The organism is Paenibacillus sp. MMS20-IR301, assembly GCF_032302195.1.
In the GTDB taxonomy this organism is placed as follows: Bacteria; Bacillota; Bacilli; order Paenibacillales; family Paenibacillaceae; genus Paenibacillus_AQ.
Map to the genome: position 1 here is coordinate 760,374 of NZ_CP135275.1, position 12,375 is coordinate 772,748.

Genomic DNA, 12,375 nt, shown 5'->3' on the forward strand with positions numbered 1-12,375 from the left:
TAAAGCACTCTGTACATTAGATTATTGCTGAACAGGTGTTTTTGGGCAAATGATCGGAATTCAAATGTATGAAATACAATAGAATGAGTTTAACCTCCCATTATCACTTATTGTACAAAATGCAATCAGCACCAATACTTTACCAGTAGCCAGTACTTCTATCCTGTACACATAGGTCCATGGCTAATATTACAACTTCACCGCAGACAGCAGCAGGAACATCGGCCGCCGGGTCTCTTCCTGCCACGCCGGATTCATCTCCAGCATGTCCGGAGTCGGCTGCAGCTCGGAGATCTGCCTCAGGCTGAAGCCCGAATCAAGCAATAGGTTGATATAAGTGGCCGTACTGCGGTGGTATTTCGTCACTTCATGTCCGAGGAAGCTGGCCTGACGCGGCCCCTCCAGGTGGTAATTGTCGACCGGCCAATGCTGCTTCTCGCCTTCCGGGCCGAAGTGCCAGTCCTGTGCGGCGAGTGCGGTATAGATGGGGTGCTCAACAGAGAACACGAATGCCCCGCCCGGCTTCAGGCAATGCTGCACCTGCCGGCAGAGCAGGGCGAAATCATTGATATAGTGAATTGCGAGTGAACTGATCACCGTATCGAACTCATCCGCGGCGAACTCCGTATCCTCTATGGCAAGCTGGCGGTACTCGATCTGCGGATCGCTGGTCATTGCCCTGGCCCGCTCCAGCATATTCGCTGAGAGATCAATCCCCACTACAGCATCCGCCCCCTGCTCACGCGCATACCGGCAGTGCCAGCCGAAGCCGCAGCCCAGGTCCAGTACCCGCTTGCCTTTCAACTCGGGCAGAAGTTCGCGGAAGGCGTGCCATTCCCCGGCAGCCTCAAGTCCTCCTGTAGATCTGGGCATTGCACTGTAATTCTCGAAGAAACTGTCGACATCATATTTATTCTGCTTCATAAGGCATGTCCTCCGCTGCGGCGTATGGCCTGTTAATTAGGATTCTGATATTACGGGGTTACCCATGGAAAGTATACCTCAGATTTGACTGGAGTACAGGTACTGTATATATTACCTGTATAGATTTTATAAGACTTCGGGCTCCCCGCAAAGTACCTTAGCCAGCTTCGAAGCTAAGCCCTGCTTTGTGCGGGATGTTATGGGGCAAACCCCTTAGTACGCTAAGGCAGTAATCGGAGGGCCAGCATGTTCAAAATATTCATTATCGAGGATGACCGGGGACTGGTAACCCTGCTTCAGGACTACTTACATAAATTTGGCTACGATACACGGGCAGTGCATGACTTTGATGCGGTACGGGCGGAGTTCGAGGCGTTTGCCCCGCAGCTGGTGCTGCTGGATGTGAACCTGCCCAAATTCGACGGTTACTATTGGTGCCGCCAGATCCGCGCGGTCTCAACCTGCCCGATCTTGTTCATATCCGCCCGCGACGGCAAGATGGATCAGGTGATGGCGCTGGAGAACGGGGCGGATGATTATATCACGAAGCCCTTTGATTATGAGATTGCGATGGCCAAAATCAAAAGCCACCTGCGCCGCGCCTACGGCTCCTACGCCGGAGGCGGTATTGAACGCAGTCTTTCTGTCGCCGGTCTGCAGCTGGATGTGGAGCGCCTGACACTGGTCCGGGGCGGGATGAAAATTGATCTCAGCCATACAGAGGCCAAGATTCTCGATGAGCTGATGCAGAAAGCCGGTACGATTGTCACCCGTGACCGGCTGCTGGAGAAAATCTGGGATACCGAAGCCTTCGTCGATGATAACACGCTGAATGTCTATGTAACACGTGTGCGCAAAAAGCTGGCTGCCCTGGATATTATGGAGGGGCTGCAGACGGTACGCGGCCAAGGCTACAGGCTCTGCGAGAATTGGGAGGAGGCGTAATATGAAGCTGTTCATCCGGGAGCAGTCTCCGATAATCGCGGTCTATTTGGCCCAGCTTGTGATTATTACGCTTGTATACAGGCTTGACGGAGGAAGCAGCGTTACTGTAAGCCTGTATGCGGTGCTGCTTAGCACGATTCTCCTGCTCGGCTATCTGGCTTACCGGTATCTGGCGAACCGCTCGTTCTACGAGCGGCTGATGACCGTTCCCGGAACGCTGGAGGAGTCCGGCGGGCCGCAGCAGAATACTCCGCTCGCTGAGAGCCTGCGGCTGCTCCTGGCCAGGCAGTTCCGGCTATATCAGAATGATCTGCATAACTACCGCCATAAGCTGGAGGAGCATATCCACTTCATTAACCAGTGGGTGCACGGGATGAAGACCCCGCTCTCAGTCATTCATCTCATGATCCAGGACAAAGATGGTCCGCCGTATACAGCGATTGGCGATGAGCTGGACCGGCTGAAGAAAGGGCTGGAAACGGTGCTGTACACGGCCCGCCTGGATACGTTTGAGCATGATTTCTATGTGGAGCGGCTGGAGCTTGCGGCAGTGGTACGGGGAGTGACCTCTGAGCAGAAACGGCTGTTTATCCGCAAACGGGTATTTCCGCAGATTTCGGTAGAGAGCGGCATCATAATAACTACGGATGAGAAGTGGCTGTCCTTTGTGCTGACCCAGCTGATCACGAATGCCCTGCGCTATACGGTGGAGGAGGGCAGATTCGTCCATTTCCGCGGTTGCCTCCAGGAGCAGGGGAGGGTAGTTCTTGAGGTGCGTGATGAGGGGGTAGGCATTCCTCCGGGTGATCTGCCGCGGGTGTTCGACCCTTATTTCACCGGCGTTAACGGCCGCAGCTTCCAGGAATCGACCGGCATGGGGCTGTATCTGGTGAAGCAGATCTGCGGCAAGCTGGAGCATGAGGTGGAGATTCACTCGGAGGTAGGGAAAGGAACGACCGTACGGATTATTTTCTGAAAAAAGCTGCACAAGCCGGTCTGAATAAGCCCTACTGGGCACCGTCCCTTCTACCTGCTGTTTCCGCGGTACCGGAGGATGAGGACGACGACTGTTGTTACGACCGAGAGCGACAGGGAATTGGTGATCAGAAATGCCAGTCCGACCCCCTGGGCAGCCAGATTAACCGCGTAAGCCTCCATAAGTGCGATGCCGAGCAGCATCAGGAGATAAGATTTCAGGCTGAGATCTGCGACTGAGCGCGTCTTCAATATTTGCAGAATTTGTGGAATCCAGCCCAGTGCGAGAATCAATCCGCCGGCCAGCTGCATCACCGTGAACAACATGCGTACACCCCGCTATTCTTCGTTTATTACGTTGTATGCCGGGGACCGGGCAGAGGTTACGATTAGACAGCCGAAGGCGACAAGCTGGCGGTTATATAAAAATAACCCGCAGTCCCCATACGGGACTGCGGGTCCGCCCGGCAGATTTCTGTCCGGGCCTATTGCGGTTTATGCTGTGCAAGCTGCTGCAGGAGCGCCTGCGCATCTGCTACAGGAAAAGCTTCCTGCAGCACTTCATTTACGGTCACCTGAGCGCGGTCCACCTTATTCTGCCCGATGGCCGTCAGGGACGTATAGATGCTTCTGCGGTCATCATCACAGACCTTCCGCTCAAGCGCACCGCAGCCTTTGGCTTCAAACCGGCTGACCAGCCGCGATACAGCACTCTGGCTGAGTCCGACCATGGATTCCAGCTGCTGCAGCTTCAGCTTCTGCTCAGGGGCTTCGGACAGAAACAGCAGCACATAGAATTCCTTCAGCGATAGCTGGTAGTTCTCCATCAGCTTGGCTTCAAGGGCAGCGGCAACATTCATTTGGATATGGGAGAGTGACAGCCAGCTGGCAATCAGGCCACTATCAAGGGTGTTCTTCATGTCTTCATTCCTCCCCGCACGTTACTGTCATCAATCAAATTATAATCCAGTATACCATTTGGAGTCAGAGAAGGACACCACAGGGATAAGTGATTTAGGCTCTCGCACGGGGGAAGCCGAAGGTATACTGCTTCGGAACGCCGGCATCTTTGCCAAGCTGTACGCCTGCCTCCAGGGTCCAGTAAGGATTGCGCAGCATCCCGCGGCCGACCGCGATCAGATCTGCCTCCTCATTGCCGATAACGGCATCCGCCAGAACAGCTTCATCCAGCCGTCCTACAGCAATCACCGGAACATTCAGCTCCTGCTTGATGCTTCTGGCCAGCGGTACCTGATAAGCAGCATGAGTGCCCGGCTTCCCGGCTGCCGCTATCGGACCCTCACCGCCTGCGCTGATATGGAAGATATCGGCCCCGGCTTCCTTATACGCCCGGCTGATCTCCAGGCTCTCGGCAATTCCATATCCGCCTTCTACATACTCCTGTGCGGAAATGCGCATAATCAGCGGCATATCCGCCGGCATCACACTTTTGGCAGCAGCGATAACTTCTTTACCGAACAGATTCAGATCCTGTCCGTATTCATCCGTTCTCTGGTTGGTCAACGGCGAGTGGAACTGGTGAATCAGATAGCCGTGGGCCCCATGCAGCTCAATGACATCAAAGCCGGCCTGAACAGCACGTTCTACTGCCTTCCCGAATTTGCCGACCATCTCCTTCACTTCAGCCGTGGTCAGGGCACGCGGTGTTTTGGAATCAGCATCAAATGGAATCGCGGAAGACGATACAGGCACCGGAGCATCTTCAGCCTTGCGTCCGGCATGGGCAACCTGGATGCCGACTTTGGCACCATGGGCATGAATGGCATCGACAATACGCTTAAGTGCAGGAATCTGCTCATCGGACCAGAGCCCAAGATCATAATCAGTGATGCGGCCGTCCGGTTCAACATCAGCCATCTCAATAATTATCAGCCCGGTACCGCCGACTGCCCGGCTTACATAGTGGTTGTAATGCCAGTCTGTGGCAATACCGTCCTTATTCGTAACAGAGTATTGGCACATAGGCGGCATAACCACCCGGTTTTTCAGTTGCAGGCCTTTAAACTCATAGGGGGTGAACAGGTTCTTCATTGATTGTGCGCTCCTTTGTTATGGCTAATTATTAAATGTATGCTCATGCATATAAATATAGACCGCAAGATGAGCCCTGTCAACTGGAATTTATGGCTTACAATACTGTAAGGTAGTTGTAAGTTTCAGAAATAGCTGGCAAAGTGTACTGTTTGTATAATGAAAACAATCCAGGTGAAAGAGGAGCGGAAGCCCTTGCCCCTATTAGACGTCCACCATTTATCCAGAATTTATGAAGGCAAGGTATCCATACATGCGCTTAATCATATCCGTTTCGCCGTGGAGAAGGGTGAATTCGTTGGCATTATGGGACCATCCGGCAGCGGCAAAACCACACTGCTCAACGTCATCGCCACAATCGATGAGCCGACCTCGGGCCAGGTGCTGATTAACGGCCGGGACCCGAATCTGCTGGGCCGCCAGGAGAAGGCGCTGTTCCGCCGTGAGGAGCTGGGGCTTGTGTTTCAGCATTTCAATCTGCTGGATACGCTCACGGCTGAAGAGAATGTGGTGCTTCCGCTGACCCTTGGCGGCAGAACTGTCCGCGAAATGGAGCTGCGTTTGGCCGAAGTAGCAGCAAGGCTGGATATTACGGCACTGCTGCCTAGGCGCATCCATGAGCTCTCCGGCGGCCAGAAGCAGCGTGTAGCGATTGCCAGAGCGATGATTCACCGTCCCTCGCTGATTCTGGCCGATGAGCCTACGGGCAGCCTCGACTCCAAAACATCCCAGGAAGTCATGGGGCTGCTCGCCGAGGTGAACGAAGCGGAGGGAGCAACCGTGCTGATGGTCACGCATGATGCGGTGGCAGCCAGCTTTTGCCACCGGGTGATTTTTATCAAGGACGGACGGTTTTACAGTGAGATGTACCGGGGCAGCAGCCGGGCGGCTTTCTTCCAGAATATTATTGATATGCTGTCGCTGCTGGGAGGAGACGGCCATGACCTTTCGGCAGTTCGCCTTTAGGAATGTAACCAGAAGCAAACGCAAGTATGCCGCTTACTTCGTGAGCAGTGCATTCTCAGTCATGATTTTCTTTCTGTGTGCGCTGTTTATCTTTCATCCGGCTATTGCAGGAGACTTGATTCTGGATACCGCGGCGAAAACAATGATGATGGCGGAAGGAATCATTTACGTATTCTGCTCTCTGTTCGTGCTTGTATCCGTCGGCTCCTTCCTGCAGTCCCGTAAGCTGGAGTTCGGGATACTCCTGATGCACGGAATGACCAAAGGACAGCTTAACGGGATGGTCTTCCTGGAAAATATGCTGATCGGCGGTTCGGCCATTCTCACAGGGACTACTCTTGGCATGCTGTTAGGCAAGCTGTTCCTGATGATCGGTGCAGCATTTCTCGGCATTCCCCCGCTGGGCTTCTATTTCAGCTGGCAGGCACTGGTGCTGACAATTATCAGCTACGCTGTATTGTTCGTGCTGATTTCATTATCAACCTTCACCTTCATCGGTAATGAATCGCCGGGAGGAATGTTTCAGCGCGGACGCAGCGGGGAGAGGGCACAGCGTGTCCGCAGCCCGCTGGCACTGCTCTCCGGCCTGCTGCTGCTGGGCGGCTATGTGCTGGCTGCACGGACTACTGCATCCACCGTAGAAGTGATGATGTTTCCGGTGGTGGCGATTACGGTCATCGGAACCTACCTGTTCTACACTCAGCTGAGCCTGTATATCGTGGAACGGCTGAGAAGCCTCCGGCGCTTTTACTGGCAGCGGATGCGGATTATCACCTTCTCGGGCTTGTCCTACCGCTGGAAGGATAACGGACGGATGTTCTTTATGGTGACGATTGTCTCGGCAGTCTCCTTCACATCAGTGGGCGTGTTCGCCTCCATCCATACGTTATCCCGGGAGCTGAAGCTGGATTATCCTGCGGCCGTCGGTTACACCGCCAAAGGCGGAGCAGCCGGCTCCTCAGCAGAGCAGGATCTGGCCGGCATTGAACTGGAGCTGATTAACTTAGGTGTGGAGTATAACATACTGAGGATTCCGGTTAAATACGCCGCAGTCGAATCGCAGACCGGCCCGGATCATACAGACCGGCTGCCGCTCATGGCCTACAGCGATTATCTGCTGGCTCTGCAATATGCCGGGTTTGAGTCTTCCGAGCCGCCGCTGGAAGGAAATGACGGGCTGGTGATGATTGGCTCCCAGCGGGACCGCAGCCTGACCGGTGAACGGTTCAAGGCTGATTATAAGCTGGCGCAGGGGCTGGACATCAGCGAGAGCGGCTACACGCAGCATGTGCCGGTTGCTGAATATCTTCTGCCGGAGCTGGATGGCCGGGGCGGCGGCGATTTCAGCGGCCTTGTTATTAGCGACAGCCTCTATAACAGCATTATTCCGGTTCAGCAGGATATATACTACGGCTTCTATATGGAGGATTTCCCGCAGACCGCTGGGATTGGCTCAAGTCTCGCAGACGGCGGGAAGATTGCCTACGAGAGTAAGCGCAGCTACGCCATTGTCGTCAGCGGCACATTATTTGAGATTCAGCGGACCCTGTACAGTACGATGCTGTTTGCTTCCCTGCTCGTCGGGACGGTCTTCTTCATCGCTGCAGGCAGCTTCCTGTATTTCAGGTTATATGTGGACCTGGAGCATGACCGGTTCCAGTATTCGGCCTTGTCGAAGATGGGCTTCACTGACCGGGAGCTTGACCGCAGTGTAACCTCACAGCTGGCCCTGATGTTTTTTGTTCCGGTTCTGCTGGCTATTGCCCATAGTGTCTTTGCCTTTATAGCTCTGCAGCGTCTGTTCTATCTGTCCATCGCGGCTGAGACAGGCGCGGTGCTGGGCGGTTATCTGGCTGCACAGGGAATCTATTTCTTCCTTATCCGCAGCCGCTATTTACGCAATCTCAAGAAAAATCTGCTCTAAACAGGAGGCCGCAAATGCAAACTTGGATTACGGATTTTATGGAGCAGTTCGGATATTTCGGTATTTTTCTAATGCTGACGCTGGAAAATGTGTTCCCGCCTATCCCTTCTGAGGTGATTCTCCCCTTCGGCGGATTCATGACGACAACGACCCATATGACAATAACAGGTGTACTGATCGCCTCAACGGCAGGCTCGCTGCTCGGCGCGGTCATTTTGTACTGGATCGGCCGTCTGCTGGATGTGGACAGACTGGAGCGGATCGTGGAGCGCTGGGGCGGCCTGCTGCGGATCAGCGGGAAGGATATCCGCAAGGCGGATGCCTGGTTTGACAAATACGGGTACTGGACCGTGCTCTTCTGCCGGATGATCCCGCTTGTACGCAGTCTGATCTCAATCCCTGCGGGCATGTCCGGAATGAAATTCGGGGTGTTCATGCTCTTTACGGCGATAGGGACACTAGGCTGGAATTTGCTGCTGGTACTGCTGGGTGCGGCGCTCGGTGAATCCTGGGAAGATATCGCCGGATACATCGGAACCTATTCCAGCTTTGTGTATGCGATTATTGCTGTAGGGCTGCTGGTGCTCGGTGTGCTGTTTTACCGTAAAAGACTGAATGCCGGCAAGGTGCGGGGCTGATTAACCAAAAGGGGGATGACCATGGAGCTGCTGACCATTATCAAAGCAATTATATTAGGAATTGTAGAAGGATTGACTGAATTTGCTCCGGTATCCTCAACGGGCCATATGATTATCGTGGATGACATGTGGCTCAAGTCTCAAGAGTTTCTGGGAAAATATACGGCAAATACGTTCAAAATAGTGATTCAGCTGGGCTCAATCCTTGCGGTAGTCATCATTTTCCGTAAACGGTTCATTGATTTGCTTGGGCTTAAGAGGTTCAGCCGCAAGGAAATGACGGCAGTGCCGGACGGCCAGCCGCAGGTGTCTGCCGGAGGGAAGCTGAAGCTGGGGCAGGTTATTGTAGGCCTGATCCCGGCGGGGATTTTCGGATTCCTGTTCGAGGATTATATTGATGAGCATTTATTCTCCATCTCTACGGTACTGGTCGGGCTTGTGATCGGGGCCATATTTATGATTATCGCCGACCGGTTTGCACCCAAACAGACCCGGACAGAGAGTGTTGACCAGATTACATATAGGCAGGCGCTATCGGTCGGACTGATTCAGTGCATTTCGCTGTGGCCGGGCTTCTCGCGCTCAGGTTCGACGATTTCCGGCGGTGTGCTGCTGGGCATGAGCCACCGTGCGGCTGCGGACTTTACCTTCATCATGGCCGTCCCGATTATGGCCGGAGCCAGCCTGATTTCACTGGTGAAGAACTGGCAGTATTTCACGCTCGATGCCCTGCCGTTCTTCATCGCGGGCTTCATCAGCGCCTTCCTGTTCGCGCTGCTGTCGATGCGTTTCTTCCTGAAGCTGATTAACAGAATCAAGCTGCTCCCTTTCGCCATATACCGGATCATCCTGGCTGCTATAGTCTACCTGGTCTGGTTCTGAACCGGTTTTGCCGGCCGCCGGAAACCGCAGCTCCTGTATAGGAGCATGCGGTTTTTGGTGTGTTACCGCAGCTGATCCGGCACTTTGCTATAAGGAATCTGTATAGCAGAATTAGCCGGAATCTGTTGCGGGCGGCGGGAAGCGTGCAGTAAGATGGCATCAGCTTAAGGGACAGATTGAATATGGATGAGGAGTGGACAGAGATGACGCAAGGAATCAGAACAAGCAGCCTCGGGTACCCGAGAATCGGCAGGAACCGGGAATGGAAGAAGACACTTGAGGCTTACTGGGCCGGAACGACCGATGAGCAGACTTTCCGCGCACAGATGGAGGAGCTGCAGCTGCAGCATCTGCAGGCACAGGCGCAGGCCGGAATCGGGCTGGTACCGGTCGGTGATTTCACCTTTTATGACCATGTGCTGGATACAGCCGTTATGTTCGGCATTGTGCCGCCGCGTTATGCGTACGACGGCGGAGATATACCGCTTGATTTGTACTTCGCTATGGCCCGTGGCAATGCCGGGGCTACAGCCTGTGAGATGACCAAATGGTTCAATACGAACTATCACTATATTGTCCCTGAAATCGGCAGTCTGACGCCGCGGCTGACGGAGAACAAACCGCTGGCTGCATACCGCTTTGCCAAAGAGCGGGCCGGCATAGACGGCAAACCGGTTATAGTCGGGCTTTATACCTTCCTGAAGCTGTCCAAAGGCTTCCAAGCTGACGAGATCGCTGCTGTTGCCGCACGCTTCCTGCCACAGTATGTGCAGCTGCTGCAGGAACTGGAGCAGGAAGGTGTAAGCTGGGTTCAAATCGATGAACCAGCTGTTGTTACCGGCTTGACCGCAGGGGATATCAGCTTGCTTGAAACGATATACGGAGAGATTGCTGCAGCAGTACCGGGCCTGAACATCATGCTGCAGACTTACTTCGAAGCTGCTGAACCGCTTGAAGCACTGCTGGGGCTGCCGGTTCAGGGGATCGGACTTGATTTCATCCATGACGGGGGCAACAATCTGAAGTCGGTTGAACGGCTGGGCTGGCCGGAAGATAAGGTTCTGGGAGCCGGTATCATCGACGGCCGAAATATTTGGCGGGCAGATATTGATGCCAAGCTTGCGCTGGTTGCCCGGCTGCAGCAGAGCGTGCCGGGTGAGCGGCTGATTCTCCAGCCATCATCCAGCCTCCTGCATGTGCCGGTTAGTGTCGAAGGCGAGAACAAGCTGAAGCCGGCGGTGAAGAATGCTTTGGCCTTCGCAAGCGAGAAGCTGGCTGAGCTGGTGCTGGCCGCTGCAGCGGCGAACGAAGGCGCCGGGCTGTATGCCGCTGAGCTGGCCGTAAGCCGCGAAGCACTGGCGGTCTTCCGGGCGCTGCCGGAACGGCAGCGTGAGGATGTGGCGGAGCAGGTTCGCAGCCTTAAGCAGCTGCCGGATTCCCGCAGCCTGCCATTCTCCGAACGTGTGAAGGTCCAGCAGGCGAAGTGGAAGCTGCCGCTGCTGCCGACAACGACCATCGGCAGCTTTCCGCAGACTGCTGAGGTCCGCCAGGCCCGCCTGAAATGGCGCAAGGGAGTCTGGAATCAGGAGCGTTACGACGGGTTCATCCGCCGGCAGATTGCCGAAGCGATTACGCTTCAGGAGGAGCTTGGCCTCGATGTGCTGGTACACGGGGAATTTGAGCGTACGGATATGGTTGAATTCTTCGGGGAAAAGCTGGCGGGTTACCTGTTCACCGGAGGCGGCTGGGTACAGTCCTACGGCTCGCGTTGTGTGAAGCCGCCGGTGATCTATGCCGATGTCGCTTTTGTTGAACCAATGACAGTCAAGGAAAGCCTGTATGCCCAATCGCTGACGAAGCTTCCTGTCAAAGGGATGCTGACCGGGCCGGTCACGATTCTGAACTGGTCGTTTGTCCGGGATGATCTCAGCCGGGAAGAGGTGGCAGGTCAGATAGCGCTTGCACTGCGTCATGAAGTAACCGCGCTGGAGGAGGCGGGCATCGAGATGATTCAGGTCGATGAGCCGGCGATCCGTGAAGGACTGCCGCTGAAGGCAAGGGATCATGAATATTATCTGAACTGGGCTGTGAAGTCGTTCCGTACTGCAACGAATCATGTAAAAGCTACGACTCAGATCCATACGCATATGTGCTACAGTGAATTCAATGACATGATATCTTCGATTTCGGCAATGGATGCGGATGTGATCTCAATTGAAACCTCCCGCAGCCACGGGGAGCTGATTGTCAGCTTTGAAGAGCAGGAATATGACAAGGGCATCGGGCTTGGAGTGTACGACATTCACAGTCCGCGTGTACCGGCCGTAGAAGAGATGACTTCAGCTATTGAGCGTGCGCTGCGTGCGCTGGAGGTCCAGCAGTTCTGGATTAATCCGGATTGCGGGCTGAAGACACGGGGCTGGGAAGAGACAACGGCGGCACTGCGGAATATGGTTAAGGCAGCGGTTATAGTCCGGGAGAAGAGCGGGGCAGTCAGCCGCTGATTGCTAGGCTGTAACAACCGGCCGGACACAGGCAGAGAAAAACCACTATTCCTGGGTATTCCCATCCAGGTATAGTGGTTTATTTTCTTAATTTTACGGAAAACACTTGATAATAATTCTCATTCTTGATAGAATGAGAAAAGAAAAGAAGGAACCGTGGAGGGTCCCTTCGATATTTCTATAAACCGTTATTATTTGCTTTCGAAGGTTTTGCAGTCTGTTTCTTCAGACTTGCTAGGTTCTTTCGAGCTGTGGTAAGCAACAAAGATGGACTCTGCGTTGCATTTGTTTTCTTCAGCCCAATAAGTACAGGAATTAACTGCACACAATACGTCTTTTGCCATGAGGGTTCACCTCCTCTTATAGTAGTTGGCATCATAAATCGGCAATTAGCAATTAATCTGTTCAGCAAGGTGGAGCTTGTCCGAACAGCACCTACCCTCATTCTGAAGAGTGAAGGGTATTTGGTGTTTTTTGTCTTTTTCAGACATTACAATTGTAACAAATAATGAGCGGATACGCAAACAGGATCATCCACCGGCTGGATGGTTCTTTTTGCATACAA

General features: G+C 53.9%; 12 protein-coding genes. 7 read left to right on the forward strand and 5 right to left on the reverse strand.

Annotated elements, in window-relative coordinates; genetic code table 11:
* Positions 1–189: 189 nt before the first annotated feature.
* Positions 190–924 (reverse strand): class I SAM-dependent methyltransferase, encoded by a 735-nt coding sequence (locus tag LOS79_RS03090; RefSeq protein WP_315416201.1) that lies wholly within the window; start codon positions 922–924, stop codon positions 190–192.
* A 246-nt stretch (positions 925–1,170) separates the two neighbouring features.
* Between LOS79_RS03090 and LOS79_RS03095 the strand changes: the two genes are divergently transcribed.
* Together LOS79_RS03095 and LOS79_RS03100 are read left to right on the forward strand one after the other, a co-directional pair.
* Positions 1,171–1,869, forward strand: coding sequence for a response regulator transcription factor (locus LOS79_RS03095; protein WP_315416202.1), 699 nt, complete (start codon positions 1,171–1,173; stop codon positions 1,867–1,869).
* Between the two features lies 1 nt (position 1,870).
* Positions 1,871–2,845, forward strand: coding sequence for a sensor histidine kinase (locus LOS79_RS03100; RefSeq protein ID WP_315416203.1), 975 nt, complete (start codon positions 1,871–1,873; stop codon positions 2,843–2,845).
* Between the two features lie 50 nt (positions 2,846–2,895).
* Here LOS79_RS03100 and LOS79_RS03105 read toward each other — a convergent pair whose 3' ends face one another.
* The 3 genes from LOS79_RS03105 to LOS79_RS03115 all read right to left on the reverse strand — a co-directional run bounded on the left by LOS79_RS03105 (position 2,896) and on the right by LOS79_RS03115 (position 4,896).
* Positions 2,896–3,171, reverse strand: a complete 276-nt coding sequence (locus LOS79_RS03105; RefSeq protein ID WP_315416205.1) for a PQ-loop domain-containing transporter — start codon at positions 3,169–3,171, stop codon at positions 2,896–2,898.
* Positions 3,172–3,329: 158 nt separating this feature from the next.
* Positions 3,330–3,764: a MarR family winged helix-turn-helix transcriptional regulator gene (locus LOS79_RS03110; protein WP_315416207.1), complete on the reverse strand. Its 435-nt coding sequence runs from the start codon at positions 3,762–3,764 to the stop codon at positions 3,330–3,332.
* A gap of 94 nt (positions 3,765–3,858) precedes the next feature.
* Positions 3,859–4,896: an NADH:flavin oxidoreductase/NADH oxidase gene (locus tag LOS79_RS03115; protein WP_315416209.1), complete on the reverse strand. Its 1,038-nt coding sequence runs from the start codon at positions 4,894–4,896 to the stop codon at positions 3,859–3,861.
* Positions 4,897–5,091: 195 nt separating this feature from the next.
* On the opposite strand from LOS79_RS03115, the gene LOS79_RS03120 reads away from it, so the two are divergent.
* The 5 genes from LOS79_RS03120 (at position 5,092) to metE (ending at position 11,810) form a co-directional block, all read left to right on the forward strand.
* Positions 5,092–5,862: an ABC transporter ATP-binding protein gene (locus tag LOS79_RS03120; RefSeq protein WP_315416210.1), complete on the forward strand. Its 771-nt coding sequence runs from the start codon at positions 5,092–5,094 to the stop codon at positions 5,860–5,862.
* Positions 5,837–7,786 (forward strand): ABC transporter permease, encoded by a 1,950-nt coding sequence (locus LOS79_RS03125; protein ID WP_315416211.1) that lies wholly within the window; start codon positions 5,837–5,839, stop codon positions 7,784–7,786. Before LOS79_RS03120 ends, LOS79_RS03125 begins: the two co-directional genes overlap by 26 nt.
* A gap of 14 nt (positions 7,787–7,800) precedes the next feature.
* A complete protein-coding gene (locus LOS79_RS03130; RefSeq protein WP_315416212.1) occupies positions 7,801–8,424 on the forward strand; it encodes a DedA family protein in 624 nt (207 codons plus the stop codon).
* Positions 8,425–8,445: 21 nt separating this feature from the next.
* On the forward strand, positions 8,446–9,306 hold the full coding sequence (locus LOS79_RS03135) for an undecaprenyl-diphosphate phosphatase (protein ID WP_315416213.1): 861 nt from the start codon (positions 8,446–8,448) through the stop codon (positions 9,304–9,306).
* Positions 9,307–9,509: 203 nt separating this feature from the next.
* Complete coding sequence (metE, locus tag LOS79_RS03140) at positions 9,510–11,810, forward strand: 5-methyltetrahydropteroyltriglutamate--homocysteine S-methyltransferase (protein WP_315416214.1); 2,301 nt, start codon at positions 9,510–9,512, stop codon at positions 11,808–11,810.
* A gap of 191 nt (positions 11,811–12,001) precedes the next feature.
* Here metE and LOS79_RS03145 read toward each other — a convergent pair whose 3' ends face one another.
* On the reverse strand, positions 12,002–12,154 hold the full coding sequence (locus tag LOS79_RS03145) for a DUF1540 domain-containing protein (protein WP_315416216.1): 153 nt from the start codon (positions 12,152–12,154) through the stop codon (positions 12,002–12,004).
* Positions 12,155–12,375: the final 221 nt, after the last annotated feature.

Excerpts from the sequence above, each read along its gene's own strand:
- LOS79_RS03110 (WP_315416207.1), bottom strand. The coding sequence starts at position 3,764 with ATGAAGAACACCCTTGATAGTGGCCTGATTGCCAGCTGGCTGTCACTC.
- LOS79_RS03105 (WP_315416205.1), bottom strand. The coding sequence starts at position 3,171 with ATGTTGTTCACGGTGATGCAGCTGGCCGGCGGATTGATTCTCGCACTG.
- LOS79_RS03095 (WP_315416202.1), top strand. The coding sequence starts at position 1,171 with ATGTTCAAAATATTCATTATCGAGGATGACCGGGGACTGGTAACCCTG.
- LOS79_RS03130 (WP_315416212.1), top strand. The coding sequence starts at position 7,801 with ATGCAAACTTGGATTACGGATTTTATGGAGCAGTTCGGATATTTCGGT.
- LOS79_RS03100 (WP_315416203.1), top strand. The coding sequence starts at position 1,871 with ATGAAGCTGTTCATCCGGGAGCAGTCTCCGATAATCGCGGTCTATTTG.
- LOS79_RS03145 (WP_315416216.1), bottom strand. The coding sequence starts at position 12,154 with ATGGCAAAAGACGTATTGTGTGCAGTTAATTCCTGTACTTATTGGGCT.
- LOS79_RS03090 (WP_315416201.1), bottom strand. The coding sequence starts at position 924 with ATGAAGCAGAATAAATATGATGTCGACAGTTTCTTCGAGAATTACAGT.
- LOS79_RS03135 (WP_315416213.1), top strand. The coding sequence starts at position 8,446 with ATGGAGCTGCTGACCATTATCAAAGCAATTATATTAGGAATTGTAGAA.
- LOS79_RS03125 (WP_315416211.1), top strand. The coding sequence starts at position 5,837 with ATGACCTTTCGGCAGTTCGCCTTTAGGAATGTAACCAGAAGCAAACGC.
- LOS79_RS03115 (WP_315416209.1), bottom strand. The coding sequence starts at position 4,896 with ATGAAGAACCTGTTCACCCCCTATGAGTTTAAAGGCCTGCAACTGAAA.
- metE (WP_315416214.1), top strand. The coding sequence starts at position 9,510 with ATGACGCAAGGAATCAGAACAAGCAGCCTCGGGTACCCGAGAATCGGC.